20 protein-coding genes are annotated in these 25,652 nt (G+C 70.0%); 17 read left to right on the top strand and 3 right to left on the bottom strand.

The window, feature by feature from the left end:
- Window positions 1-124: 124 nt before the first annotated feature.
- The 3 genes from pdhA to K8W59_RS00970 are packed head-to-tail and all read left to right on the top strand — an operon-like array spanning window position 125 to window position 3,883.
- Window positions 125-1,294 (top strand): pyruvate dehydrogenase (acetyl-transferring) E1 component subunit alpha, encoded by a 1,170-nt coding sequence (gene pdhA / locus K8W59_RS00960; protein ID WP_223396909.1) that lies wholly within the window; start codon window positions 125-127, stop codon window positions 1,292-1,294.
- Entirely contained in the window at window positions 1,294-2,274 is a 981-nt protein-coding gene (locus K8W59_RS00965) for an alpha-ketoacid dehydrogenase subunit beta (RefSeq protein WP_223396910.1), read from the top strand. Before pdhA ends, K8W59_RS00965 begins: the two co-directional genes overlap by 1 nt.
- 10 nt (window positions 2,275-2,284) lie before the next feature.
- A complete protein-coding gene (locus K8W59_RS00970; protein ID WP_223396911.1) occupies window positions 2,285-3,883 on the top strand; it encodes a 2-oxo acid dehydrogenase subunit E2 in 1,599 nt (532 codons plus the stop codon).
- Window positions 3,884-3,918: 35 nt separating this feature from the next.
- Here K8W59_RS00970 and K8W59_RS00975 read toward each other — a convergent pair whose 3' ends face one another.
- Window positions 3,919-5,070, bottom strand: coding sequence for an HNH endonuclease signature motif containing protein (locus K8W59_RS00975; protein WP_263283272.1), 1,152 nt, complete (start codon window positions 5,068-5,070; stop codon window positions 3,919-3,921).
- A gap of 266 nt (window positions 5,071-5,336) precedes the next feature.
- Between K8W59_RS00975 and K8W59_RS00980 the strand changes: the two genes are divergently transcribed.
- From K8W59_RS00980 to K8W59_RS00995, 4 genes are read left to right on the top strand one after another with little or no spacing between them, the layout of a single operon-like run.
- The gene (locus tag K8W59_RS00980) at window positions 5,337-6,899 is read left to right on the top strand and encodes a type I restriction-modification system subunit M (protein ID WP_397196055.1); all 1,563 of its coding nucleotides are present in this window, start codon (window positions 5,337-5,339) and stop codon (window positions 6,897-6,899) included.
- On the top strand, window positions 6,896-7,813 hold the full coding sequence (locus K8W59_RS00985; protein ID WP_223396914.1) for a restriction endonuclease: 918 nt from the start codon (window positions 6,896-6,898) through the stop codon (window positions 7,811-7,813). Before K8W59_RS00980 ends, K8W59_RS00985 begins: the two co-directional genes overlap by 4 nt.
- The gene (locus tag K8W59_RS00990) at window positions 7,810-9,039 is read left to right on the top strand and encodes a restriction endonuclease subunit S (RefSeq protein ID WP_223396915.1); all 1,230 of its coding nucleotides are present in this window, start codon (window positions 7,810-7,812) and stop codon (window positions 9,037-9,039) included. The genes K8W59_RS00985 and K8W59_RS00990 overlap by 4 nt, the downstream gene beginning before the upstream one ends.
- Window positions 9,036-12,191, top strand: coding sequence for a type I restriction endonuclease subunit R (locus K8W59_RS00995; RefSeq protein ID WP_223396916.1), 3,156 nt, complete (start codon window positions 9,036-9,038; stop codon window positions 12,189-12,191). Before K8W59_RS00990 ends, K8W59_RS00995 begins: the two co-directional genes overlap by 4 nt.
- Before the next feature lie 8 nt (window positions 12,192-12,199).
- Here K8W59_RS00995 and K8W59_RS01000 read toward each other — a convergent pair whose 3' ends face one another.
- Window positions 12,200-13,219, bottom strand: a complete 1,020-nt coding sequence (locus tag K8W59_RS01000; RefSeq protein ID WP_223396917.1) for an alpha/beta hydrolase — start codon at window positions 13,217-13,219, stop codon at window positions 12,200-12,202.
- Window positions 13,220-13,315: 96 nt separating this feature from the next.
- Between K8W59_RS01000 and K8W59_RS01005 the strand changes: the two genes are divergently transcribed.
- The 6 genes from K8W59_RS01005 to K8W59_RS01030 all read left to right on the top strand — a co-directional run bounded on the left by K8W59_RS01005 (window position 13,316) and on the right by K8W59_RS01030 (window position 20,037).
- The gene (locus tag K8W59_RS01005; protein WP_223396918.1) at window positions 13,316-13,582 is read left to right on the top strand and encodes a DUF3311 domain-containing protein; all 267 of its coding nucleotides are present in this window, start codon (window positions 13,316-13,318) and stop codon (window positions 13,580-13,582) included.
- Complete coding sequence (gene mctP, locus K8W59_RS01010; protein WP_223396919.1) at window positions 13,582-15,267, top strand: monocarboxylate uptake permease MctP; 1,686 nt, start codon at window positions 13,582-13,584, stop codon at window positions 15,265-15,267. Before K8W59_RS01005 ends, mctP begins: the two co-directional genes overlap by 1 nt.
- A 118-nt stretch (window positions 15,268-15,385) precedes the next feature.
- Window positions 15,386-16,858 (top strand): GntP family permease, encoded by a 1,473-nt coding sequence (locus K8W59_RS01015; RefSeq protein ID WP_223396920.1) that lies wholly within the window; start codon window positions 15,386-15,388, stop codon window positions 16,856-16,858.
- Window positions 16,846-18,171, top strand: coding sequence for a four-carbon acid sugar kinase family protein (locus K8W59_RS01020; RefSeq protein WP_223396921.1), 1,326 nt, complete (start codon window positions 16,846-16,848; stop codon window positions 18,169-18,171). The genes K8W59_RS01015 and K8W59_RS01020 overlap by 13 nt, the downstream gene beginning before the upstream one ends.
- Before the next feature lie 29 nt (window positions 18,172-18,200).
- Window positions 18,201-19,250, top strand: a complete 1,050-nt coding sequence (pdxA, locus tag K8W59_RS01025; RefSeq protein WP_223396922.1) for a 4-hydroxythreonine-4-phosphate dehydrogenase PdxA — start codon at window positions 18,201-18,203, stop codon at window positions 19,248-19,250.
- A 1-nt stretch (window position 19,251) separates the two neighbouring features.
- A complete protein-coding gene (locus tag K8W59_RS01030; RefSeq protein ID WP_223396923.1) occupies window positions 19,252-20,037 on the top strand; it encodes a DeoR/GlpR family DNA-binding transcription regulator in 786 nt (261 codons plus the stop codon).
- A 21-nt stretch (window positions 20,038-20,058) separates the two neighbouring features.
- Here the strand turns inward: K8W59_RS01030 and K8W59_RS01035 are convergent, their stop codons facing one another.
- The gene (locus tag K8W59_RS01035) at window positions 20,059-21,405 is read right to left on the bottom strand and encodes a family 4 glycosyl hydrolase (RefSeq protein WP_223396924.1); all 1,347 of its coding nucleotides are present in this window, start codon (window positions 21,403-21,405) and stop codon (window positions 20,059-20,061) included.
- Window positions 21,406-21,469: 64 nt separating this feature from the next.
- Here K8W59_RS01035 and K8W59_RS01040 point away from each other — a divergent pair, with 64 nt between their 5' ends.
- From K8W59_RS01040 to K8W59_RS01055, 4 genes are read left to right on the top strand one after another with little or no spacing between them, the layout of a single operon-like run.
- Complete coding sequence (locus K8W59_RS01040) at window positions 21,470-22,567, top strand: PfkB family carbohydrate kinase (protein ID WP_223396925.1); 1,098 nt, start codon at window positions 21,470-21,472, stop codon at window positions 22,565-22,567.
- Window positions 22,568-22,569: 2 nt separating this feature from the next.
- A complete protein-coding gene (locus K8W59_RS01045; RefSeq protein WP_223396926.1) occupies window positions 22,570-23,922 on the top strand; it encodes an extracellular solute-binding protein in 1,353 nt (450 codons plus the stop codon).
- A gap of 19 nt (window positions 23,923-23,941) precedes the next feature.
- The gene (locus K8W59_RS01050) at window positions 23,942-24,844 is read left to right on the top strand and encodes a carbohydrate ABC transporter permease (RefSeq protein ID WP_223396927.1); all 903 of its coding nucleotides are present in this window, start codon (window positions 23,942-23,944) and stop codon (window positions 24,842-24,844) included.
- Entirely contained in the window at window positions 24,841-25,647 is an 807-nt protein-coding gene (locus K8W59_RS01055; protein WP_223396928.1) for a carbohydrate ABC transporter permease, read from the top strand. Before K8W59_RS01050 ends, K8W59_RS01055 begins: the two co-directional genes overlap by 4 nt.
- Window positions 25,648-25,652: the final 5 nt, after the last annotated feature.

Raw genomic sequence — 25,652 nt, forward strand, 5'->3', positions numbered from 1 at the left:
TGCTGGCGCCCCGATAGGTTGGACGCCACGATGTGGGAGGGGTCACACACGTCCCACCCACGCGAGTACGCGAGAGGGCCGAGCGGCGATCCCGGTCGAGCCCCCGAGCAGAAACGGAGCGCACGTGTCCCAGCAGTCCGACCCCGGCTTCGGCCCCGATCTTGCGGAGGTCTTCGGACCCTCCCAGACCGACGGCGGCCCCGAGCTCGTCCAGCTCCTCTCCCCTGAGGGTGAGCGGATCCACCACCCCGAGTTCGACCACGACTTCAGCGCCGAGGAGCTGCGCGGGCTCTACCGCGACATGGTGCTGACCCGGCGGATCGACGTCGAGGCGACCGCGCTCCAGCGCCACGGCGAGCTGGGCATCTGGGCCCAGCTGCTCGGCCAGGAGGCCGCGCAGATCGGCGCCGGTCGCGCGCTGCGTCCGCAGGACTACGTCTTCCCGACCTACCGCGAGCACGGAGTCGCCTGGTGCCGCGGCGTCGACCCGGTCGACCTGCTCGGCCTCTTCCGCGGCGTCGACCAGGGCTCCTGGGACCCGGCCGACAACAACTTCGGCCTCTACACGATCGTCATCGGCGCGCAGACCCTGCACGCCACCGGCTATGCGATGGGCCTGCAGCGCGACGGCGTGGTCGGCACCGGCGACGACGAGCGCGACGCCGCGGTGATCGCGCACTTCGGCGACGGCGCCTCCAGCCAGGGCGACGTCAACGAGGCGTTCATCTTCGCCGCCTCCTACAACGCGCCGGTCGTCTTCTTCTGCCAGAACAACCAGTGGGCGATCTCCGAGCCGATCGAGCGTCAGACCCGCATCCCGCTCTACCAGCGGGCGCTCGGCTTCGGGTTCCCCGGCGTCCGCGTCGACGGCAACGACGTGCTGGCGACGTACGCCGTCACCCGCGCGGCCCTGCAGCGGGCCCGCGAGGGCCAGGGCCCGACGTTCGTGGAGGCCTACACCTACCGGATGGGCGCGCACACGACGACCGACGACCCCACGCGCTACCGGCTCAACGACGAGCTGGAGAAGTGGAAGCTCAAGGACCCGATCGAGCGGCTCAAGGTCTACCTGCGCCGCAACGGCCTGGTCGACCAGGACTTCCTCGACCAGCTCGACGAGGAGGCGAAGGCGCTCGGGGCACGGCTGCGCGACGGCTGCAGGGCGCTGCCCGACCCCTCGCCGTTGGGCATCTTCGACCACACCTACACCGAGATCACCGACGAGCTGGCCGCCCAGCGCGACGAGTACGCCGACTACCTGGACAGCTTCGAGACCGAGGAGGCGAGCCGCTGATGGCCGGAAAGATCACCCTCGCCCGCGGGCTCAACATGGGGCTGCGCAAGGCGATGGAGAACGACGACAGAGTCCTGCTCATGGGCGAGGACGTCGGCAAGCTCGGCGGCGTCTTCCGGATCACCGACGGCCTGCAGAAGGACTTCGGCGAGGACCGGGTCATCGACTCCCCGCTGGCGGAGTCCGGGATCGTCGGTACGGCGGTCGGCATGGCCCTGCGCGGCTTCCGCCCCGTGGTGGAGATCCAGTTCGACGGCTTCGTCTACCCCGCCTACGACCAGATCGTCACCCAGGTCGCGAAGTTCACCTTCCGCTCCCAGGGCAAGGTGCGGATGCCGATGGTCATCCGCATCCCGTTCGGCGGCGGCATCGGCGCGGTCGAGCACCACTCCGAGAGCCCGGAGGCGCAGTTCGCGCACACCCCGGGCCTGAAGGTGGTCGCCTGCTCCAACCCGGTCGACGGCTACTGGATGATCCAGCAGGCCATCGCCCACGACGACCCGGTGATCTTCCTCGAGCCCAAGCGGCAGTATCACGCCGACAAGGCCGAGCTGGACGAGTCGGCCACCCCCGAGCCGCTGTTCACCTCCCGCGTGGTGCGGCCGGGCTCGGACCTGACCGTGCTGGCCTACGGCCCGATGGTCAAGACCGCGCTCAAGGCCGCCGAGGCGGCCGCGACCGAGGGCCGCCAGCTCGAGGTCATCGACCTGCGCACGCTCTCGCCGCTGGACATGGGCCCGGTGTTCGAGTCCGTACGCCGGACCGGCCGCGCCGTGGTCGCGCACGAGGCGCACGTGAACCTCGGCATGGGCGCGGAGATCGCGGCCCGGATCACCGAGCAGTGCTTCTACTCATTGGAGGCGCCGGTGCTGCGGGTCGGGGCGTTCGACACGCCGTACCCCCCGTCGCGGATCGAGGAGGAGTACCTCCCCGACCTGGACCGGATCCTCGACGCCGTCGACCGCACCTTCGCCTTCTGAGAGGGAACCCATGGCTGAGTACCTGCTGCCCGACGTCGGTGAGGGCCTCACCGAGGCGGAGATCGTCTCCTGGAAGGTGAAGGTCGGCGACACCGTCGAGATCAACGACGTGGTCGTGGAGATCGAGACCGCGAAGTCCCTGGTCGAGCTGCCCTCGCCCTATGAGGGCACGGTGGTCGCGCTGCTCGTGCCCGAGGGCGAGACCGTCCCCGTCGGCACCCCGATCATCTCGATCGGCGACCCCGCCGAGTCGGCGCCTGTTCCCGCCGAGTCGGCGCCAGTTGACGGCGAGTCGGCGCCAGTTGACGGTACGGCGCCCCAGACCGAGTCCGACCCCTACCTCGGGATGGCCGAGAAGGCCGGCAAGGAGGAGACCTCCGGCGAGATCGACCTCTCCAACCCGGCCGCGTCCGGGTCCATGGAGGGTGCCTCGCTGGTCGGGCGGATCAAGGCCGAGCGTGGCCCGATGCGCCGGGCCCGCCGGGGGTCCGCCTCGCCCTCGACCGACGCCGGGGCGCAGACCCAGCTGCAGGTGCAGGGCGCGTTCTCCCCGGGCGGCGCGCAGACCGACGAGGTGCTGCCGGCCGACGAGTCGCCGGTGCCGGCTCGCGACCAGCGGCCGGCGCCCGCGGGCGAGCCGGCGGAGGCGCTGGTGCCGCCGGCCGTGCAGACCCCCGGGTCCGACGTACGTCCTCTGGCGAAGCCCCCGGTGCGCAAGCTGGCCAAGGACCTCGGCGTCGACCTGGCCGCGCTCACCGGCTCCGGACCCTCGGGGTCGATCACCCGCGACGACGTGCAGGCGGCCGCGGACGGCGGGATGCCGCGTCGGTACGTCGACGCCGCGTCGGACGCCGACCAGGTCCCCGAGGGGCAGGGATGGTTCGCCCCGGCGAGCCTCGCGCGCGAGACCCGCGAGCCGATCAAGGGCGTGCGGAAGATGATGGCGCAGGCGATGCGCGAGTCCGCGTTCACCGCCCCGCACGTGACCGAGTGGATCACCGTCGACGTGACCGAGGGGATGGCCTTCGTCGAGCGGCTCCGTGCGCGGCGGGAGTTCCGCGACGTCAAGGTGTCCCCGCTGCTGCTGCTCGCGCGTGCGGTGATGCTGGCGATGCGGCGGACGCCGGAGATCAACTCGTTCTGGGACGAGGCGGCCGGCGAGGTGGTCTACAAGCGGTACGTCAACCTCGGGATCGCCGCGGCGACTCCGCGCGGGCTGGTCGTGCCGAACGTGAAAGACGCCGACTCGCTCTCGCTGCTCGAGCTGGCGACCGCGCTCGGCGAGCTGACCGAGACCGCGCGCGCCGGGAAGACCCAGCCGGCGGAGATGAGCGGGGGCACCTTCACCATCACCAACGTGGGGGTCTTCGGCGTGGACGCCGGGACGCCGATCATCAACCCGGGCGAGTCCGCGATCCTGTGCTTCGGCGCGGTGCGCAAGCAGCCCTGGGTGGTGTCGGGTCCCGACGGCGACCAGATCGTCCCGCGGGACATCACCACGCTGGCGCTCTCCTTCGACCACCGGCACATCGACGGGGAGAAGGGCTCGCGCTTCCTCGCCGACGTCGCCGGGATCCTGGCCGACCCGGGGACCGCGCTGCTCTACTGAGCCGGCCGGCCCTCAGACAGGGCTCGCGGACTCGCTCACGTCCGTCGGCTGAAGCGAACCTTGCCGTGCTTGTCGATGGAGTGGCCGAAGGCGGGGTCGTGGATCCGGTGGTGATGTCGTGGGCAGAGCAGGCGACCGTTGTCGAGACTGGTCCCGCCGTCGTGCGACCAGGGGACCTCGTGGTGAGCGTGGCACAGGCTCGGTGGCGCGTCGCAGCCCGCGGCGGTGCAGCCGCGGTCGCGGATGCCGAGGGCGATCCGCTGGGGCTGGGTGTGCAGGCGTCGTCGCCGGCCGAGATCGAGCACCATCGAGGCGCCGTCGAGGACGGCGGGGATGATCCCGGCGCGGCAGGCCAACCGCCGCGCCTCCCCGGCTGAGATCCGTCCGCCGGTGTCGAGCGAGGCGGCTTGGAGGCCTCCGAGCAGGCTGTCCATCGTCATGGTCACGATGACGGTGGCGGCTACGCCGCCGGAGGCGGGCACTGTCTCGGGCGGGCGGGTCTCGACGTACGTCATCAGGGCATGGCCGAGCTGATGGCGGCCCAGCAGCGGTGGACGGGCGGCTCCCTTCGCTCCGGCGACACGACCGTCCGCGGCGTGGGAGGGCTGCTTGCTCTCACTCAGGGCGATGGCGGTCAGATGGTGCAGCAGCATCTGACCGTGCAGGGTCGGGAGCGTGAAGCGGCCGTCGCAGCGGCCGTGACCGTCGTCGGTGATGGTGAAGGATGCGGCCTCGCGGGCCGCGTTCTCCTCGGCCTCCAGCCGCCGTGCCTCCTCGGCGTCGGCGGCGACGGGGTCGATCACCTCCAGAAGGCACCGGCTGAGCACCCGCAACGCCTTCGCGTCGTGGTCGCGTGCCTGCTCCAAGAGGAACGCCACGGCTCGCGTCGGCACCCAGTCCGCGACGTCCTCGGGCAAGCCGTCATCGGCCTCGCAGATCACCGCCGCCTGGTCGACCCGCAGGTCACCTTCGGCCAGTCGCTCACGTACTGCAGGGTGACGGTCCAGTCCCTCCGCGAACCGCCGCATCCGGTGTGCCTCCGCGCGCGTGGTGCGGGTGTGGTGGGCCCACCAGTTCGTTGCCGAGGTGGCGCCCTCGCTCATGCCGGTCATGACCGTCTCCGCCTGCGCCAGCACCCGGGTGGTCAACTCGTCGAGCTGAGCGCGCGCCGCGGCGAGGTCGCGCAACGCCGCGCCGCCTCCGCGGCGGACAGTGACCACAGGGTGCGACCGGCCACGGTCGACAAGTCCGCACGCACGCGCTCCACCGCAACCGACACGGGGTGTCGGGGAGGAGCCAATGGGTGGGTCGACATGGACAGACCCTGTCATCGCCCACCGACACTTCTGCCGGTCGAGCGGGAGTGATCCACAGCCGAAGCCACGAATGCGCGACGAAGAAGGACGGCGGCGAAATGTCGCCGGCACCTGACACAATCGGCAGGGTGAGCCAGATGACCCGGGAGTCCGAGCGCGCGCAGTTGCACAAGACCATCTGGCGGATCGCCAACGACCTGCGCGGCAGTGTCGACGGGTGGGACTTCAAGTCCTATGTCCTGGGCATGCTGTTCTACCGGTTCATCTCCGAGAACCTCACGGCCTATCTCAACCGGGCCGAACGCGAGGCGGGCTACCCCGACTTCGATTTCGCCGGGCTGAGCGACGACCAGGCGGAGTTCGCCCGTCGGGACGTGGTCGACGAGAAGGGCTTCTACATCCTGCCGAGCGAGCTGTTCGTCAACGTGCGGGCCCGGGCGGCCGGTGATGAGAACCTCAACGAGACGCTGGCAAGGATCTTCCAGAACATCGAGGGCTCGGCCAAGGGCAGTGCCAGTGAGGACGACCTCAAGGGGCTCTTCGATGACCTGGACGTCAACAGCGCGAAGCTGGGGGGCACGGTCGCGCAGCGCAACGCCAAGCTGGTCAAGCTCCTGTACGCGATCGGTGACCTGCCGCTGGGCAACTTCGAGGACAGCTCGATCGACCTCTTCGGTGACGCCTACGAATTCCTGATGCAGATGTATGCCTCCCAGGCCGGCAAGTCCGGCGGGGAGTACTACACGCCGCAGGAGGTCTCCGAGCTCCTGGCGCGGATCACCGTGGTCGGCAAGACGTCGGTGAACAAGGTCTACGACCCGGCGGCGGGGTCGGGTTCGCTGCTGCTGAAGTTTGCCAAGGTGCTCGGCAAGGACCGGGTGCGCAAGGGGTTCTTCGGTCAGGAGATCAACCTGACGACGTACAACCTGGCGCGGATCAACATGTTCCTGCACGACGTCAACTACGCCGACTTCGACATCGCGCACGGCGACACGCTGACCGATCCGGCGCACTGGGACGACGAGCCGTTCGAAGCGATCGTGTCGAATCCGCCCTACTCCACGAAGTGGGAGGGTGACGCGAACCCGCTGCTGATCAACGACCCGCGGTATGCCCCCGCCGGAGTGCTGGCGCCGAAGTCGAAGGCCGACCTGGCATTCACGATGCACATGCTGCACTGGCTCGCGGTCAACGGCACCGCCGCGATCGTCGAGTTCCCCGGCGTCCTCTATCGCGGCGGGGCGGAGCAGAAGATCCGCAAGTACCTCATCGACAACAACTACGTCGACACCGTGATCCAGCTCCCGCCGGATCTCTTCTTCGGCACCACGATCGCGACCTGCATCATCGTGCTGAAGAAGTCGAAGCCGGACAACAGCGTGCTCTTCATCGATGCCTCCGCGGAGTTCAGCCGGCAGGGCAACAAGAACAAGCTCACCGAGGGGCACCGCGCGAAGATCCTCGAGACCTTCACCACCCGTGAGCCGATCGAACACTTCGCCGCTCTGGTGCCGGCCGCCGACCTGGCAGAGAACTCCTACAACCTCTCGGTCAGCTCCTACGTCGAGGAGGAGGACACCACCGAGGAGGTCGACATCACGGCGCTGAACGCCGAGATCGCTCAGATCGTCGCGCGGCAGGCAGAGCTGCGGACCAAGATCGACGCGATCGTGGCGGATCTGGAAGGAGATCAGGGATGAGCCGTATGCCCACGTGGGAGGAGTTCATGATCCCGACGCTGCAGGTGATGGCAGACGGCACGGTCCGCACCCGACGCGACGTGCGCCCGTTGGTCGCTGATGCGCTGGCGCTGACCGACGACCAAAGGCAACAAGCTCTGGCGTCAGGCGAGGCGGTCCACGAGAACAGGATGGGATGGGCACTGTCATTCCTCACCAACGTGGGCGCCTTGTCCCGACCATCGCGTGGTCACTACACGATCACCGAGGCGGGCCGGCAGCTGATCGAACTCTTCCCCGACGGTGCCCGGGTCACCGACCTCAAGGCACTGGCTGACGAGCCGACGTCCCCGATCAGGCCCTATGTGGCCACGGTGTCACGCACCCCTCAAACGCCGCAGACGACAGCCGACTCCGAGACTCTGACGCCGACCGAGCAGGTGCAGGTTGGTGTCCAGCGCATCTATGAAGAGGTCGCCGCCGAGCTCCTGATTCGTCTTCAGGGCAAGGAGTTTGGCTTCTTCGAGGACGCGGTCGTCCGCCTCCTGCTGAAGATGGGGTACGGCGGGTCGACGGGCCGTGGATCCGTGACCCAGCTCAGCCATGACGGCGGCATCGATGGGGTGATCGACCAGGACGTGCTCGGGCTCGCCCGGGTGTATGTCCAGGCCAAGCGGTATGCCGATGACAACGTCGTCCAGCGACCCGACGTCCAAGGTTTCGTCGGTGCCCTGAGTGGCAAGGCCGACAGTGGCGTCTTCATCACGACCAGCCGCTTCTCGGAGGGTGCCCGCGCCTACGCGGACGGTGTGCCGGCGCGGATCATCCTGGTCGACGGCAAGCGCCTGACCGACCTGATGATCCGCTTCGGGGTCGGAGTCCAAGTGCGCGAGACCTACCACATCGTCGAGATCGACGAGGACTTCTTCGCATGAGCCGCATTGACGAACTGGTCGAGCAGTTGTGTCCTGGGGGAGTGTCGCATCGACCTCTTGGTGAGATGGGCACCTTCACGAGGGGCAATGGGCTCCAGAAGAAGGACCTCCTCGGCTCAGGTGTGGGGGCGATCCATTACGGCCAGGTGTTCACGCACTACGGAACGTCCGCCACCGACACGAAGTCGTTCGTCTCCGCGGAGATGGCCAGCAAGCTCCGGCACGCAAGGAGCGGCGATCTCGTGATCGCGACGACGAGCGAGAACGACGAGGACGTGTGCAAGGCGGTGGCTTGGCTCGGGGACAGCGACATCGCAGTGAGTGGCGACGCCTGCATCTACTCCCACTCGCTGGAGCCGATGTACGCCGCGTACTACTTCCAGTCGAGCCATTTCCAAACGCAGAAGCGTCGCTACATCACCGGCACGAAGCTCAAGCGCGTCTCCGGGGCCGACCTGGCCCGAATTGTCGTTCCCGTACCGCCGATGGAGGTGCAGCGGGAGATCGTGGCGGTCCTTGACACCATGGAGCGGCTGGAAGCGGAGCTGGAAGCGGAGCTGGAAGCCCGGCGGCTGCAGTACGCCCACTATCGTGAGACATTGCTGCAGTTCGGCGATGACGAGAGTGTCGTGTGGCGTCCACTCGGGCAGGTGGGTAGCTTCCAGCGAGGCATGCGCTTCACCAAGGCTGACGTCGTGGCAGACGGGCTCCCGTCGATTCACTACGGAGAGATCTACACGGTCTACGGCGTCAGCACGGACCACGCCCGGTCACATGTCCGGCATGACCTCCAACCACAATTGCGATTCGCAGACCCAGCGACTGTCGTTTTCGCAGGGGTCGGGGAGACGGTTGAAGATGTCGGCAATGCTGTCGCTTGGCTGGGGAACGAGCCTGTTGCGATCCATGACGACACCTTCGGTTTCACCAGTCCTCTCGATCCGACGTTCGTTGCATACTTCGCTCGGACCGCTGCCTTCCACGCCCAGAAAAACAGGCACGTCGTGCGGGGCAAGCTGAAGCGCCTGTCGAGCGACTCCTTGGCAAGAATCAACATCCCTGTGCCCTCCCTCAAAGAGCAGCGGCGCGTCACCCGGATCCTCGACTCCTTCGACTCTCTCGTCAACGACCTCAGCTCCGGACTCCCCGCCGAGATCGCAGCCAGGAGGAAGCAGTACGAGTACTACCGCGATCGGCTCCTGACCTTCAAGGAGCTCCCGGCATGAGTGAGCCAGCGAACTTCGAGCCGATCGTTGTCTCCGCGGAGTCCACGGTGGTCGCCGAGTTCGTGCCGGACTCGGCAAGCGCGACGTCGTACCAGTCCGAGGCCGACCTGGAGCGGGAGCTGATCGGACTCCTGCGCGGACAGGCCTACGACTACCTCACGGTCACCTCCGAGGACACCCTCGTCGCCAACCTCCGCACCCAGCTCGAGGCGATCAACGCGATCACGTTCACCGACGCCGAGTGGGAGCGCTTCTTCACCACCTCCATCGCGGGCGCCAACGACGGGATCGTGGAGAAGACCGTCCGCATCCAGACCGACCACGTCCAGGTCCTCAAACGCGACGACGGCACCATCAAGAACGTCCACCTGATCGACAAGACCAACATCCACAACAACCGTCTGCAGGTGATCAACCAATACGAGGTCGGCGCCGGCGTCGGCGGTGGCAAGCACGCCAACCGCTACGACGTCACTATCCTGGTCAACGGGCTGCCGCTGGTGCACGTCGAGCTCAAGCGCCGCGGGGTGGACATCCGCGAGGCGTTCAACCAGATCGACCGCTATCAGCGAGACAGCTTCTGGGCCGGGTCGGGGCTCTTCGAATACGTCCAGCTGTTTGTGATCAGCAACGGCACGCTGACCAAGTACTACTCCAACACCACCCGCCGCGCACACCTCGACGAGCGCTCGGGCACGAGGCGGGCGAAGAGGACGTCGAACTCCTTCGAGTTCACCTCGTGGTGGGCCGACGCAACCAACAAGCCGATCCGCGACCTGGTCGGCTTCACCAAGACGTTCTTCGCCAAGCACGCGCTGCTCAACATTCTGACGAAATACTGCGTGCTCACCGCCGACCGCCTGCTGCTGGTGATGCGGCCCTACCAGATCGTCGCCACCGAGCGGATCCTGCAGAAGATCAACGTCTCGACCAGCTACCACCGGCTCGGCACGCTGGAGGCCGGCGGATACGTCTGGCACACGACCGGCTCCGGCAAGACGCTGACCTCGTTCAAGTCCGCCCAACTCGCGTCCCGGGTCCCGGGCGTCGACAAGGTGCTCTTCGTCGTCGACCGCAAGGACCTCGACTACCAGACCATGCGGGAATACGACCGCTTCGAGAAAGGCGCCGCCAACTCCAACACCTCGACCGCGGTGCTCAAACGCCAGCTCGAGGATCCGGGCGTCAGCATCATCATCACCACGATCCAGAAGCTCGCGAACTTCATCAACACACACAAGGGCCACGCGATCTACGACGGCCACGTGGTGATCGTCTTCGACGAGTGCCACCGCTCTCAGTTCGGCGACATGCACGCCGCGATCACCAAGGCCTTCAGGCGCTACCACCTGTTCGGCTTCACCGGGACCCCGATCTTCACGGTCAACGCCGCCCGCGCAGGGAACCCGCAGCTGCGGACGACCCCCCAGACGTTCGGCTGCTTCCTCCACGGCGACCCGAGATCGTGCCCTCCCGAGCAGCACCAGATGGCGATCCATACCTACACGATCGTCGACGCGATCAGCGACAAGAACGTGCTGCCCTTTCGCATCGACTACGTCAACACGATCAAGGCACCGGACGGCATCGACGACAAGCAGGTCCCCGCGATCGACACCGAGCGGGCGCTGCTCGCGCCGGAGCGCGTCGCCCAGGTGACGTCCTACGTCTTGGAGCACTTCGACCAGAAGACCAGACGGGCGTCTGGATACGAGATGCCCGTGATCACCAACATCGCCGAGGTCGTCGGCGGTCGGAACAAGGTGCGCGAACTCAAACGAGCAGCCCGCGTGAAGGGATTCAACGCCCTCATGGCCACCGCGTCGATCGACGCGGCCAAGCGCTACTACCTAGAGTTCACCAAGCAGCAGGCCGAGCTCAACCCGGGGCGGCAGCTCCGCGTGGCCACGATCTTCTCCTACGCCGCCAACGAGGAGGTGGGCGGTGACTACCTTGACGAGGAGCACTTCGAGACCGATCGGCTGGACCAGGCGTCCCGCGACTTCCTCGAGCACGCCATCGGCGACTACAACGCGATGTTCGGCACCAGCTACGACACCAGCGCCGAGAAGTTCCAGAACTACTACAAGGACGTCTCGCTGCGACTGAAGAATCGCGAGTTGGACCTGCTGATCGTGGTCAACATGTTCCTCACCGGCTTCGACGCCACGACGCTCAACACGCTCTTCGTCGACAAGCGGCTGGTCAACCACGGCCTCCTGCAGGCCTACTCACGCACCAACCGGATCCTCAACGCGGTCAAGACCTACGGCAACATCGTCTCCTTCCGCGACCTCGAGCAGGAGACCAACGACGCGATCGCGCTCTTCGGCAACAAGGAGGCGCGAGGCATCGTCCTGCTCAAGCCCTATGCCGACTACCACACCGAGTACGCCGATCGGGTGACCCAGTTGCTCGACCAGTTCCCGCTGGGCGAAGACATCGTCGGTGAGGCCGCACAGAAGTCGTTCATCGCCCTCTACGGCACCATTCTGCGGCTGGCCAACATCCTCACCTCGTTCGACGAGTTCACCGGTCAGGAGATCCTCACCAACCGGCAGAGCCAGGACTACCGCAGCATCTACCTCAACCTTTACCGCGATTTCCGACAGCAGGCCGATGCCGACAAGGAGTCGATCGTCGACGACGTCGTCTTCGAGATCGAGCTGATCAAACAGGTCGAGGTCAACGTCGACTTCATCCTCATGCTCGTGCAGCAGTGGCGCGAGGCCCGCGGCGACGGCTCGGACCGGGAGATGGAGGCGGTGCTCACGATCGAACGCGCCGTCGACTCCAGCCTCACCCTGCGCAACAAGCGGGACCTGATCATGGACTTCGTCGACCGGGTCTCGGCCTCGGGCGACCTCGACGAGGAGTGGCGCACCTTCGTCGAGGAGCGGCGGACCGAGGAACTCGACGCGATCATCGCCGAGGAGGACCTCAAACCGGAGCCGACCAGGGACTTCGTCGACCAGGCGCTGCGCGACGGCGCCATCCCCACTGGCGGGACCGCGATCATCCGGATCCTGCCGCCGGTCTCACGCTTCGGTGCGGCCGACGGCCATGGGCACAAGAAGAGCCGCGTGCTGGGCCGACTCCAGGAGTTCTTCGACCGATTCTTCGACCTCGGTGCCGTCCCAAAGGCCGATTGAGCTCCCCCTCAGCGGGCCAGGCGCTCGGCGAGCCAGGCCAGGGAGAGCGGGTAGCGGAAGTCGATCCCGGCGTGCGTGCCGTCGAAGAGCTCGAAGTGCAGCCGGTCCTCCGGCAGCCCCGCCTCGAGCACCCGGTCGCGGAACACCTGCGCGCCGAGATCGAGGAAGAAGTCGTCGGAGCGGCCGGCGTCGATCCACACCGCCACCAGGTCGGGTACGACGTCCGCACGCTCGCGCACCAGCCGGACCGGGTCGTTGGCCAGCCACCGCTCCCACTGCTCGGCCACCGGCTCGCCGGTCACCGGGTCGAAGGGCAGCTGCGGCGTGCCGTCCGGCGCGGGCGAGTAGCACGCCGAGCAGCCGAAGAGCTCCAGCAGCACCGAGTCCGCCGGCTTGGTGAAAGGCTGCCGCGCGGTGAAGTCGGCCCACCACGCGAACACGTCGCCGTCGAAGTCGCGCAACGCCCGCGCCGCCTCGCCGAACTCGCGCAGGTAGCACAGCTCGTAGAGGGCGTCGCCGGCATGCGTGGCCAGCGCGCCGAAGACGTCGGGCCGACGCAGCGGCACCGTCATGGCGCCGTACCCTCCCGACGACTTGCCCTGGATGCCGCGCGACTCCCGCGCGGCCAGGGTCCGGTAGCGCTCGTCCACGAACGGCACCACCTCCTCGCACAGGTAGGTGAGGTAGTCGCCGGTGCCGACCGAGTCGACGTACTGCGAACCGCCGTAGGAGGTCCACGCGTCGACGTAGACCACGATCACCGGCGGGCCCTCGGCCAGCACCCGGTCGGCGGTCTCGAGGTAGGTCGGCTTGAACGGCATCGTGTTCGCCCACATCGTCACGCTGCCGGTGTAGCCCTGGATGACGTAGACGACGGGCAGCCGCTCTGTGCCCTCGTCGTAGCCGGGCGGGACGTGCACCCACAGCGGTCGCTCGTGCGGGTCGCCCAGCGGGTTGTCGCGCAGCGCCTCGGAGACGATCGTGTGCTGGTCGATGCGGCCGGTGAGCGGGAGGGTCGAGGGGTCCATGCGCCGATGCTGCCAGGAGCCGGAGGGTCTCGACAGGCTCGCCCGCCGGTCGGTAGTTTCCGCAGGTTGTCATCGAGGGCCACCGGGAGGCGCATCATGAGGGAGCAGGATCGACCGCTGGAGGGCGACGCCGTGCCTCCCACCAACAAGGGGATGCTCGCCGCGGCCGGCGTCTTGCTGATGATCCCGGTCATCGCGCTGATGGCGGTCTTCACCTATGCCCGGGACACCCCCGAGCTGTTCGGCTGGCCGTTCTTCTTCTGGTACCAGATGCTCTGGATCATCATCACGCCCGTGATGACCTACTGCGCCTACGTGCTGGTGCTCAAGGCCCGCGGGCAGTCGCCGAAGGACGTGCAGTGATGACCGCCCTGGCCGCCGGGACCGGCGGGATCAACTGGACCGCGCTGATCGTGCTGGTCGTGCTCTTCTCCCTCGTCACGGTCGCCGGCTTCATGGCCGGCCGCTTCCAGCGCGGCGACACGCTGGACTCCCTGGACGAGTGGGGCCTGGGCGGGCGGAGGTTCGGCACCTGGGTGACCTGGTTCCTGCTCGGCGGCGACCTCTACACCGCCTACACCTTCGTCGCGGTCCCGGCGGCGATGTTCGCGGCGGGCTCGGTGGCCGGCTTCTTCGCCATCCCCTACACGATCATCGCCTACCCGATCATCTTCGTCTTCATGGCGCGACTGTGGTCGGTCAGCCACCGGCACGGCTACGTCACCACCGCGGACTTCGTCCGGGGGAGGTACGACGCGCGCTCACTGTCGCTGGCCGTCGCGGTCACCGGCTTCCTGGCCACGATGCCCTACATCGCCCTGCAGCTGGTCGGCATCCAGGCCGTCCTCGAGGTCGCCGGGGTCGGCGGCGGCGACAACTGGCTGGCCAAGGACGCCCCGCTCTTCGTGGCCTTCGCCCTGCTGGCGGCCTACACCTACTCCTCCGGGCTGCGGGCCCCGGCGGTCATCGCGTTCGTCAAGGACGCGCTGGTCTATCTCGTCATCATCGTCGCGGTCATCTACCTCCCGGCCAAAGTCGGCGGCTGGGACACCATCTTCGGTGCCGCCGCCGACAAGATGGGGACGACCAACCCGGCGACCGGCGCCCCCACCGGCGCCTTCATCCCGCCGGGCTCGAGCGACGCGGGGCCGGGGCTCTACTGGGCGTTCGCCACGTTGGCGCTCGGCTCGGCGATGGCGCTGTTCATGTACCCCCACGCCGTCACCGCCGTGCTCTCCTCGAAGTCGCGGAACACGATCCGGCGCAATGCGGCCATCCTGCCGGCGTACTCCTTCGTCCTGGCCCTGCTCGCCCTGCTCGGCTGGGTGGCGATCGCCGCCGGGACGCAGCCGATCGGCCTCGACGGCGAGCCGAACCCGCAGCTGGTGGTGCCGCAGCTGTTCGAGGACATGTTCCCCGCGTGGTTCGCCGGGGTCGCCTTCGCAGCGGTCGCCATCGGTGCGCTCGTGCCCGCGGCGATCATGTCGATCGCGGCCGCGAACACGTTCACCCGCAACATCTACAAGGAGTGGCTCAAGCCGAACGCGACCGCGAAGCAGGAGGCGCAGGTCTCCAAGCTGGTCTCGCTGGTGGTGAAGGCGTTCGCCCTGGTGTTCGTGCTGACCCTGGACAAGCAGAACGCGATCAACTTCCAGCTGCTCGGCGGGATCTGGATGCTGCAGACCTTCCCCGCGATCGTGTTCAGCCTCTACACCCGGTGGTTCCACCGGTGGGCGCTGCTCGCCGGCTGGGCGGTCGGCATGGTCTACGGCACGCTCACCGCCTACAACGTCGTCAACCCGGTGACCGGCGGGCACTTCGGCAGCTCGCTGGCGATGGTCCCGGGGCTGGAGCAGATGGGCTACATCGCCCTCACCGCGTTCGTGCTCAACCTCGTGGTGGCCGCGGTGCTCAGCGTCGTCCTCAACGCGGCGAAGGTCTCCAACGGCACCGACGAGACGGTGCGCAGCGACTACCACGCCGACGCGGGCGACCCCCGGGTGCAGCCGCTGCCCACGCCGCCGCACGAGGAGTCGCCCAACCCGTGAGCCACACGCGCGGCTAATTGCGCAGAACGCGCAATAAAGCACGCAGAAATGCTTGCATCGTGCAAGTCGGCTGTGTCAGGGTGACGCTCACCTGCTCATCCGAAAGGGGCGTACGCCCATGGACATCCAGCTCCTCCTCGCGTTGGTCATCGGGATCGCCACCATCGTGGTGCTGGTCCTGCGCACCCGGCTCGACGCGTTCGCGGCGCTCCTCATCGCTGCCCTGGTGACCGGCTCGATCGCCGGGTCCGCCCCCGTCGACACCATCACCTCCATCACCACCGGTTTCGGCGCGACGCTGGGCAGCATCGGCATCGTGATCGGCCTCGGCGTCGCGGTCGGCAAGATCCTCGAGGTCTCCGGCGGTGCCGACGCCCTGGCCCGGGTCTTCCTGCGGGCCTTCGGCAAGGGCCGCGAGCCGTGGGCGATGGGGTCGACCGGTGCGCTGGTCTCCATCCCGGTCTTCTGCGACTCCGGCTACGTCATCATGAACCCGCTGGCCCGCTCCATCGCCCGGGTCAAGCAGGGTGGCTACGTCACCCTCGCGCTGGCGCTCGGCTGCGGCATGACGCTCACCCACCACCTGGTGCCGCCGACGCCCGGCCCGCTCGGCGTCGCGGGGATCCTAGGTGCCGACCTCGGCGGGCTGATCGTGGTCGGTCTGGTCTTCTCCATCCTGCTGCTGCCCGTGGTGGTCACCTACGCCAAGTGGATGGGCCCGAAGCTGGAGGCGGAGATCTCCGAGGAGGTCCGCGAGGACGTCTACCACCGGGTCGGCGCCGTGGCGGGCGGCTCGGGCGGGGGAGCCGCCGTGGCCGGCGGCGGGGACACCGACGCCGACGTCGAGGACGGTACGGCGGACGCCCGGGACGACGAGTCGGCGTACCGCCGTATGAACATCAGCGCCGGGGTGGCCGCCCTCCCGCTCCTGGTGCCGCTGTTCCTCATCGTCGCCAACACCGCGGCGACCGCCATCGACCGCAACAACCAGGGCGTGCTCGGCCCCGAGGACGACTACACGCCCTCGCGCTATGCCGAGGTGCTCGCCTTCATCGGCAACCCGGTGCTGGCGCTCCTGATCGGCCTGGTGCTCGCGGTCTACGTGCTGCTGCCGCGCTACACCCCGCGCGACAAGGTGACGCACTGGCTCTCCGAGGCGGCCGCGTCGGCCGGCCTGATCCTGCTCATCACCGGCGCCGGCGGCGCCCTGGGCCAGGTGCTCCGCGACTCCGGCGTCGGCGACGAGCTCGCCGCCGCGATCGCCTCCACCGGTCTGCCGGGCGTGCTCGTGCCGTTCCTCATCGCCACCCTGGTGCGGCTCGCGCAGGGCTCGGGCACGGTCGCGATGATCACCGCCGCCTCGGTGTCGGCGCCGCTGGTCGGCGAGCTCGGGCTGTCCGCGCTGGCCGCCGCCGTCGCCTGCTGCGCCGGGTCGATGGTGTTCAGCTACTTCAACGACTCCTACTTCTGGGTCGTCACCCGCTTCACCGGCCTCGACGGCGTGGCTGCGCTCAAGGGATGGTCCGGCATCACCACCGCGGCATGGGCGGGGTCGATCCCGCTGGTGCTGCTCGCCGGATGGCTCCTGTGACCCACGCCGGCACCGGCCCGATCCTGGTCGTCGCCGACGACCTGACCGGCGCCAACGCCACCGCGGCCGGGCTCTCGCGAGCCCGGCTGCGTGCGGTCACCGTGACCGACCCCGACCATCCCGAGGTGGTCGCGGAGTTCGCCGGCCTCTTCGACGCCGTCGTGGTCTCGGCCAACAACCGGCACGTCGAGGCGGCGACCGCGGCGGAGCAGGTACGGCGGGTCCTGCGCAGCGGCTGGTCGGCGACCCTCGTGGCGAACCGGATCGACTCCACGCTGCGCGGCAACGTGGGTGCCACCACCGAGGCGCTGGTGGACGAGCTGGCCCGGCTCTCCGGCGAGCGGGTGGTGGCGCTGTGCGTGCCGGCCCACCCGGACGCCCACCGGCAGACCGTCGGCGGGGTGCAGCTCCTGGCGGGCAACCGGCTGGAGGACACCGAGGTCGCGCGGGACGCCCGGCAGCCCATGACCCGCTCGGACGTGGCCGGCATCCTGGCCACGCAGACCGCACTGCCGGTCGCCGCGATCGGCATGGACCGGGTCGTCGGCTCGGCCGAGCGGCTGGTCGCCGGCCTGACCACCGCCGTGGCGGGGGGCGCCCGGATCGTGGTGGCCGACGCGCTCACCGTCGACCACGTCGAGCGGATCGCCGCGGCGGCCGCGGCCGTGCCCGACGTGCGCTGGCTGTGCGTCGACCCGGGCCCGGCCACGGTGGCCATGGCCCGAGCGCAGGGCCTGGGTCGCGAGCGTGCGGCAGCGCCGTACCTTCTCGTCTCCGGCTCTGCCACCGACCTCACCCGCCGCCAGCTGGCGCGGGTGCGCGCCGCGCGGGGCGTCGTCCCGGTCCGCCCGTTGCTCGACGAGGACGGCGGCGTCGACGTCGACGGCACCGCGCGCAGGCTGGCCGAGGCGCTGGCCGAGCGCGCGGCGGACGTGGTCATGCTGGCCTCGGTGCTGGAGGAGGGCGACCTGGTCGAGGGGCCGGCGCGCGGGAGGATCCCCGCCGGCCTGGCCCGGGCGACCCGCCGCGCGCTGGAGGAGTCCCGCGTCTCGGGGCTCTTCGCGACCGGCGGCGACGTGGCCGCCGCCTGCCTGGCCGAGCTCGGGGCCGACGGCCTCGACGTGGCCGACGAGGTCGTCCCGCTGGCCGTGGGCGGCACCCTCGTCGGCGGGCCCTGGTCGGGCCTCCCGGTCGTCACCAAGGGCGGCCTGGTCGGCGACGACGACACCACCCTGGCCTGCCTTGACTTCCTGGCGCGCGCGGCCGACGCGGCGCGACGCCACGTGCCCGCCGCGACCTCGCGGATCCGCTGACCCAACCGCTCGACTCGGAGGAGAACCCCATGAACGACCGCACCGTCCCCGTCCTCGCCCTCACCGTGGGCGACCCGGTCGGCATCGGCCCGGAGATCACCGCGATGACGCTGGCGGAGTACGCCGGCACCCCGGACCACCACGGCATCGCGGTCGGCGACGCCTCCGCGGTCCGCCGCGGCGCGCAGGCCGCTGGTCTCGACGTCGAGGTGCGCACCGTCACCGACTTCGCCACCCCGCCCGCGGGCGAGGGCGTGATCGACGTCTTCGACATCGACGTGCTCGGCGACCGCGAGCCCGCGTGGGGCGTCGTCGACGCCACCGCGGGCCGTGCCGCCGTCGCCGCCATCGAGGCCGCCACCGCCGCGGCGATGGCCGGGGAGGTCGACGGCGTGGTGACCGGCCCGATCAACAAGGAGGCGATCTGGGCCAGCGGGAGCGAGCACCTCGGGCACACCGAGATGCTGGGCGAGCTCACCGGCGTCACCGAGCAGGACACCATGTTCGTGGTCCGGTCCCGCACCAACCCCGAGCACCACCTGCGGATCTTCTTCGCCACTCGGCACGTGTCGCTGCGCAAGGCGCTGGACCAGCTGACCAAGGAGCGCCAGCAGGACTCGATCCGCCGGGCGCTGCAGGCGCTGGAGGTCTACGGCGTCGACGAACCGACCCTCGCGGTCGCCGCGGTGAACCCGCATGGCGGGGAGAACGGCGCCTTCGGTCGCGAGGAGCTCGACGAGATCATCCCGGCCTGTGAGGAGCTGCGCGAGCAGGGCCTCAAGGTCGTCGGCCCCATCCCGGCTGACTCGGTGTTCCACCAGGGGCTCGAGGGCCGGTTCCCCGGCGTGCTCTCGCAGTACCACGACCAGGGGCACATCGCCGCGAAGACCTACGACTTCGACGGCACCATCTCGGTGACCGTCGGCCTGCCGATCCTGCGCACGTCGGTCGACCACGGCACGGCCTTCGACATCGCCGGGCAGGGCAAGGCCGACCCGGGCACGATGCGCTCGGCCTACCTCGCGGCCGTCGACTATGCGCCCTACGTCCCCCGGATGCGGGCCGCGTACGGTTCTTGACATGTCCTCGACGAGGGCCGGGACCCGGGCCCGGCACGCGGAGCTGCTCCGCCTCCTCCATCAGGGCGTCACGTCGGTCGAGGACCTCGCCGAGCGCCTGGACGTCTCCCCGTCCACGGTGCGCCGGGACCTCGGGAGGCTGGGCGCCGACGGCACCGTCGCCCGGACGTACGGCGGAGCCATGGTGGCGCCCTTCCACGAGCGATCGGTCGCCGACAGCGCCGACCGGGCGACCGCGGCCAAGCAGGCCATCGCCCGGGCGGCCCTGCCGCTGGTGCCGCCGGACGGGCAGGTCTTCCTGGACGCCGGGACGACCTGCGGTGCGCTGGCCCGGCTGATCGCGGGCGAGCCCGGCCTGGGCGACCTGACGGTGGTGACGCGCGGGCTGGAGACGGCGACCGTGCTGGCCGACGTCGCGCACGTCGAGGTGCACCTGCTGGGCGGCCGCCTGCGCCGGATGAGTCACGGGCTGGTCGGGCCGGTCGCCTCGCGCTCGCTGGCGCCGTACGGCTTCGACCGGGCGTTCCTCGGCGCCGACGCGGTCGACCCGGCGCGCGGGATCGGGGAGCCGACGGTGGAGGAGACGACGCTCAAGGAGCAGGTGGCCGAGGCCTCCGCCGGCTCGGTGGTGCTGGCCGACGCGTCCAAGCTGGTGCCCACGACGATGCCCGCGTGGGCGGTGCTGGCCGCGCCCTGGACGCTGGTCACCGATGTCGCGGACGCCGAGCTGGAGGCGCGCTGCTCGGTCGCGGGAGTGACTCTGCTGCCGGCCGACGCCGCGGAGTGACCCGGCCGGCCCGTCCGGACCTCAGAGATGCCCGTGGGGCAGCGCCTCGGCGAGCGAGGGCACCCGCTCGAGCTCGGCGGCGAGGATCCGGCGGGCGACGGGGACCGAGCCGACCAGGGGGTGCAGCGCCAGCGCCTCGACCGCCGTCTCCCGCGAGCCCTCGTGGGTGGCGCGCAGCACCAGCCGGTCCACGGCCTTGACGCTGGTGACCATCCCCTGCTGCGCGGCGTCGAGGACCGGCGCGGGCAGCGGCCTGGCCCCGGAGCCGTCGATCTCGCAGGGCACCTCGATCACGGCCGCGTCGTCGAGGAAGGGCAGCGTGCCGCGGTTGGGCACGTTGAGCACCAGCCGCTGCGGGGCGTCGGTCGCGACCGCGCGCATCACCGCGAGCGCGACCCGGTCGTAGCCGCCGCCGTCGAGGTCGTAGGGATCGCGCTCCTCGGTGGCGGCACGGCTGTCGGCCATGTACGTCGACTCCCGCGCCACCCGCGTCTCCTCCCACCGGGCGAACGCGTCGGCGGGGTCCAGCCCCGGAGCGGCGGCCCAGAAGTCCCGCTGCTGCTCGACCAGCAGCTCGCCCCGGGACGGCCCGCGCTCCTCGGCGGCCAGCGCGTCGGAGCGGTAGTACCAGTACCAGAGGTACTCGTTGGGCACCGCGCCGATCGTGGCCAGCCAGTCCGGCCCGAAGAGCCGGCCCTCCTCGATCCGGAGCAGCAGCTCGGGGTCGCCGAGCAGGTCCGGCAGCCGGTCCACCCCGTCGACCCGGACCTCGCGCAGCCAGCCCAGGTGGTTGAGCCCGGCGTAGGCGAACTCCGCCTCCTCCGGCGGCACCTCCAGGGCCCGCGCCACCCGGCGCATCAGGCCGACGGGAGAGTCGCAGATCCCGACCACCCGGTCGCCCAGCACCGGGCGCATCGCCTCGGTCACCAGGCCGGCCGGGTTGGTGAAGTTGATCAGGTGGGCCGTGGACGCCCGCTCCGCGACGACCTCGGCGATCCGGCGCGCGACCGGCACGGTGCGCAGGCCGTAGAGCACCCCGCCGGCGCCGGTCGTCTCCTGCCCGATCACGCCCTCGGCCCGCGGGACGAGCTCGTCGCAGGTGCGGCCGTCGAGACCGCCGACCCGGATCGCGGAGAACACGAAGTCCGCGCCGGTCACCGCCTCGGCCAGGTCGGTGGTCAGGTGCACCGAGGGGGCCGCGGAGGCGCCGTACGACAGATGGCGCAGGACCTGCTCCACCGCCGCGAGCCGGGCGGGGTCGGTGTCGTGCAGGACGAGCCGGTCCACGCCGAGCGCCGGGTCCTCGACCAGGGCGCGGAACACGAGCGGCACCCGGAAGCCACCGCCACCGAGGATCGTGAGCTGCACGGCGGCCAGCCTACTTGCAGCGGGTCACGCATCCCGCGAGACTCAGGACGATGGGAACGCGACCATGAGCACGGCAGGAACGGAGTCGTCCGGGACGGACGTCTTCCTCAGCGGAACCGTGTTCTTGGACATCGTGTTCACCGGGATGCTCGGGCCGCCGAGCGGCGGCCGCGAGGTCTGGACCGACGGCATGGGCTCCAGCCCCGGCGGGGTCGCCAACATGGCGGTGGCCTGCGCGCGGCTCGGGCTGAACACCTCGCTCGGCGCGGCCTTCGGCGGCGACGTGTACGGCGACTACTGCTGGAACATCCTCGAGGACGAGGGGATCGATCTCGAGCACTCCCGCCGCTTCGAGGGCTGGCACACCCCGGTGACGGTCTCCCTCGCCTTCGACGACGACCGGGCGATGGTGACCCACGGCCACCCGGCGCCGACCGAGCTGCAGCAGATGGTCCGCACCCCGCCGAGCACCAAGATGGCCTTCTTCGACGCCGGCTGGGACCGGCCCGACTGGGTGGACCCGGTGATCAAGGACGGGGGAGTCGTCTACGCCGACGCCGGCTGGGACTCCACCGGCTCGTGGGACTGGGAGCGCCTGCGCGACCAACTGCAGGGCGTGCACGCCTTCGTGCCGAACGCCACCGAGGCGATGGCCTACACCCGCACCGACTCCGCGGGCGCGGCGCTCGAGCCGCTGCTGGACCTGGTCCCCCTCGTCGTCGTGACCAACGGGACCGGCGGCGCGTTCGCCGCCGACGGGCGCACCGGCGAGACCGCCTGGGTGCCCGCCGTCCAGGTCACCTCGCTCGACCCGACCGGCGCGGGCGACGTCTTCCTCGCCGGCCTCATGGTCGCCTCGCTGGACGAGTGGCCCCTGCACCAGCGGCTGCGCTTCGCCAACCTGGTCGCGGCCCTGTCGGTGCGCGACTTCGGCGGCGCGCTCGCCGCGCCCGGCTGGGGCGCCGTCTCCGCGTGGTGGGAGGAGGCTCGGCAGCGCCCCCGGCACGCCCGCGACTTCGCCTTCCTCGACGACGTCATCCCCGAGGGCGTCCAGCGCGAGGTCTCCCGGGCCAGCGCCACCATCGGCTTCCGCCGCCTGCCCCCGCCGGTGCTGCTCCGCACCGACCAGGGCCCCGACCACCCCACCGGCACCGAGGAGTGACCATGACCCGATTCCGCGCCCGATCCCTGGTGGTGGCCGCGGCCACCGCCGCCCTCGCGCTGACCGCGTGCGCCCCGGGCGGCGGCTCCGACGGCGGCGACGCCCCGCAGCGTCAGGCCAGCGACGTCGAGACCGACGTCGCCTCGGCCGGCGACGTCACCCTGACGGTGTGGGACCAGGAGGTCCGCAGCGGCCAGGACAAGCCGCTGAAGGAGCTCAATGCCGAGTTCATGGAGCAATACCCCAACGTCACGATCAAGCGGGTCTCGCGCTCCTTCGACGACCTGCAGAAGCAGGTCCGGCTGGCGATCAGCTCCGGCGACGCGCCCGACGTCGTGCAGGCCAACAACGCCCGCGCCGACATGGGCAGCTTCGTCTCCGCCGGGCTGCTGCGCTCGCTGGACGGGTACGCCGAGGTCTACGGGTGGAACGAGCGCTTCGGCGCCGACGTGCGCGCGGTGTCGTCGTACTCCGAGGACGGCAAGACCTTCGGCGAGGGCAGCCTCTACGGCGTTCCGCTGACCGGCGAGATGGTCGGGGTCTGGTACAACAAGGCCAAGCTGGACGAGCTCGGCATCGAGCCCCCGCAGACCATGGAGGACTTCGAAGCGGCGCTCGCCACGGCCAAGGAGGCCGGCGAGGTGCCCATCCAGTTCGGCGACCTGGACCAGTGGCCCGGCGTGCACACCTTCGGGTTCGTGCAGAACATGACCGTGCCGCGCGACGACATCGTCAAGCTCGGCTTCGGCCAGGCCGGCGCCTCGTGGACCAGCTCGGAGAACGAGACCGCCGCCCAGACGCTGGTCGACTGGGTGGACCGGGGTTACTTCACCGACGGCTTCCTGGGGCTCGGCTACGACCCGTCGTGGCAGAGCTTCGCGAAGGGCGAGGGCGTCTTCCTGGTCTCCGGCACCTGGCTGCTGGCCGACCTGCAGTCCGGCCTGGGCGACGACCTCGGCTTCATGCTCCCGCCCACCGGCGAGTCCGGCGAGCTCGCGGTCACCGGGTCGACCGGCCTGCCGTTCGCGATCACCTCGGAGTCGGAGAACCCCGACGTGGCGGCGGCCTACCTGGACTTCATCACCTCCGAGGACGCGATGGCCAAGATCAGCGACGCGGGCGGGCTGCCGGTCTACGACCTGGAGTCGCAGCAGGTCGACGGCATCCAGGGCGAGATGTTCGACGCCTGGACGACCGCGACGGACGAGCAGGCGCTCACGCCGTACCTGGACTGGGCATCGCCGGAGTCCAGCACCCTGCTGCCCGCCGAGGTGCAGAAGCTGATGGACAAGTCCGCCTCGCCGGCCGAGTTCCTGCAGGCGCTGGAGGACGACTACGCCTCGTTCACCGGGTGAGGCGCGCGAGCGTGAGCCGATGAGCGCGGGCAGGGGTACGGCGACCCGCGGGGCCCCCGGGGAGCCCCGCGCGGTGGCCTACCTCTACCTCGCGCCGGCGCTCCTCGTGTGGGCGCTGTTCATGGCCTGGCCGCTGATCCGGGCGGTGTGGCTGTCGTTCTACGAGTGGGACGGCCTCTCGGTCGGCACCTGGGTCGGGCTGGACAACTACGTCGCCGTCTTCACCGACCCCGAGCTGCGTGAGCCGTTCGGCCATGCGCTGGTGCTGCTGTTCTTCTTCAGCGTGCTGCCGATCCTGTTCGGGCTGGTGCTCGCCTCGATCACCGCCCGCGCGGACGTGCGCGGGGCGGGCTTCTTCCGCACCGTGATCTTCCTGCCGCAGGTGGTCGCGATGGTGGTCGTCGCGATCGCCTGGCGGCAGATCTACGAGCCCTCGGGTCCCCTCAACGACGGGCTTCGCGCCCTCGGGCTCGACGGGCTGACCCACGCCTGGCTGGGGGAGCAGGCGACCGCGCTCGCGGCGGTCGGGCTGGTCGGCACCTGGGTCGGCACCGGCCTGTGCATGGTGCTCTTCCTCGCCGGGCTCTCCAAGGTCCCGCGCGAGCTCTACGAGGCAGCGGCGCTCGACGGCGCGGGGGCGCTGCGGCAGCTCTGGCACGTCGGGCTGCCCGCCCTGCGCGGCGAGATCGCGGTGGCGATCACGCTGACCGTGGTCGCCGCGCTGCGCACCTTCGACCTGGTCTACGTGATGACCACCGGCGGGCCGGGAACGGCCACCCGGGTGCCGGCCTACGAGGTCTGGCGCTGGTCGCTCAACGAGGGCCGGGTCGGGTACGGCGTGACGATCGCCCTCGTGCTGACGGCGCTCATCCTGCTGGTCACCGTCGTGGTGAACCAGGTCGCGGAGCGGGGCGAGCGATGAGGGTCTCGGCAGCCGAGCGGGCCGTGAGCTACGCCGTACTCCTCTTCGCCGCGGTCATCGCCCTCTACCCGCTGGTGATCATCCTGGTGACCGCGCTGCGCCCCGATCAGGTCGGCGCCGCCGGCGGGCTGCATCCGGAGAACTTCGCGGAGGCCTGGCGGCGCGGCAACTTCGGGACCTACCTGCGCAACAGCCTCATCGTCTCCGGCTGCGTGGTCGCGGTGAGCACGGTGCTGTCCTGCCTGACCGGCTACGCCTTCGGCTGCATGCGCTTCCGCGGGTCGACGGTGCTGTTCTACCTGCTGCTGATCGGGCTGATGGTGCCGAGCGAGGCGATCGTGGTCCCGCTCTACTACGACCTGCGCAGCCTGGGCCTCACCGACACCTACCTCTCGCTGATCCTGCCGCAGGTGGCGCAGTCGCTGGCCTTCGGCACCTTCTGGATGCGCGCCTACTTCCGCGGCAGCTCGCGCGAGGTGGTCGAGGCGGCGCGCCTCGACGGCGCCGGCCACTTCCGGATCCTCACCAGCATCCTGCTGCCCATGGGGCGCCCGGCCGTGCTCACCATGGCGCTGCTGTTCTTCATGTGGACGTGGAACGAGTTCCTGCTGCCGCTGGTGATGATCACCGACGAGTCGCTGCGCACCGCGCCGCTCGGGCTCTCGAACTTCCAGGGGCAGTACACCTCCGGCACCGCCCTGCTCGCCGCCGCCGCGGTGCTGGTCGCGCTGCCGGTGGTCGTGGTCTTCCTGCTGACGCAACGACACTTCATCCGCGGGATGGTCGAGGGGGCGGTCAAGTAGCGCCG

Source organism: Nocardioides rotundus (assembly GCF_019931675.1).
In the GTDB taxonomy this organism is placed as follows: Bacteria; Actinomycetota; Actinomycetes; order Propionibacteriales; family Nocardioidaceae; genus Nocardioides; species Nocardioides rotundus.

Excerpts from the sequence above, each read along its gene's own strand:
- K8W59_RS00965 (WP_223396910.1), top strand. The coding sequence starts at position 1,294 with ATGGCCGGAAAGATCACCCTCGCCCGCGGGCTCAACATGGGGCTGCGC.
- K8W59_RS00970 (WP_223396911.1), top strand. The coding sequence starts at position 2,285 with ATGGCTGAGTACCTGCTGCCCGACGTCGGTGAGGGCCTCACCGAGGCG.
- K8W59_RS00980 (WP_397196055.1), top strand. The coding sequence starts at position 5,337 with ATGACCCGGGAGTCCGAGCGCGCGCAGTTGCACAAGACCATCTGGCGG.
- K8W59_RS00985 (WP_223396914.1), top strand. The coding sequence starts at position 6,896 with ATGAGCCGTATGCCCACGTGGGAGGAGTTCATGATCCCGACGCTGCAG.
- K8W59_RS00990 (WP_223396915.1), top strand. The coding sequence starts at position 7,810 with ATGAGCCGCATTGACGAACTGGTCGAGCAGTTGTGTCCTGGGGGAGTG.
- K8W59_RS00995 (WP_223396916.1), top strand. The coding sequence starts at position 9,036 with ATGAGTGAGCCAGCGAACTTCGAGCCGATCGTTGTCTCCGCGGAGTCC.
- K8W59_RS01000 (WP_223396917.1), bottom strand. The coding sequence starts at position 13,219 with ATGGACCCCTCGACCCTCCCGCTCACCGGCCGCATCGACCAGCACACG.
- K8W59_RS01005 (WP_223396918.1), top strand. The coding sequence starts at position 13,316 with ATGAGGGAGCAGGATCGACCGCTGGAGGGCGACGCCGTGCCTCCCACC.
- mctP (WP_223396919.1), top strand. The coding sequence starts at position 13,582 with ATGACCGCCCTGGCCGCCGGGACCGGCGGGATCAACTGGACCGCGCTG.
- K8W59_RS01015 (WP_223396920.1), top strand. The coding sequence starts at position 15,386 with ATGGACATCCAGCTCCTCCTCGCGTTGGTCATCGGGATCGCCACCATC.
- K8W59_RS01020 (WP_223396921.1), top strand. The coding sequence starts at position 16,846 with ATGGCTCCTGTGACCCACGCCGGCACCGGCCCGATCCTGGTCGTCGCC.
- pdxA (WP_223396922.1), top strand. The coding sequence starts at position 18,201 with ATGAACGACCGCACCGTCCCCGTCCTCGCCCTCACCGTGGGCGACCCG.
- K8W59_RS01030 (WP_223396923.1), top strand. The coding sequence starts at position 19,252 with ATGTCCTCGACGAGGGCCGGGACCCGGGCCCGGCACGCGGAGCTGCTC.
- K8W59_RS01040 (WP_223396925.1), top strand. The coding sequence starts at position 21,470 with ATGAGCACGGCAGGAACGGAGTCGTCCGGGACGGACGTCTTCCTCAGC.
- K8W59_RS01045 (WP_223396926.1), top strand. The coding sequence starts at position 22,570 with ATGACCCGATTCCGCGCCCGATCCCTGGTGGTGGCCGCGGCCACCGCC.
- K8W59_RS01050 (WP_223396927.1), top strand. The coding sequence starts at position 23,942 with ATGAGCGCGGGCAGGGGTACGGCGACCCGCGGGGCCCCCGGGGAGCCC.
- K8W59_RS01055 (WP_223396928.1), top strand. The coding sequence starts at position 24,841 with ATGAGGGTCTCGGCAGCCGAGCGGGCCGTGAGCTACGCCGTACTCCTC.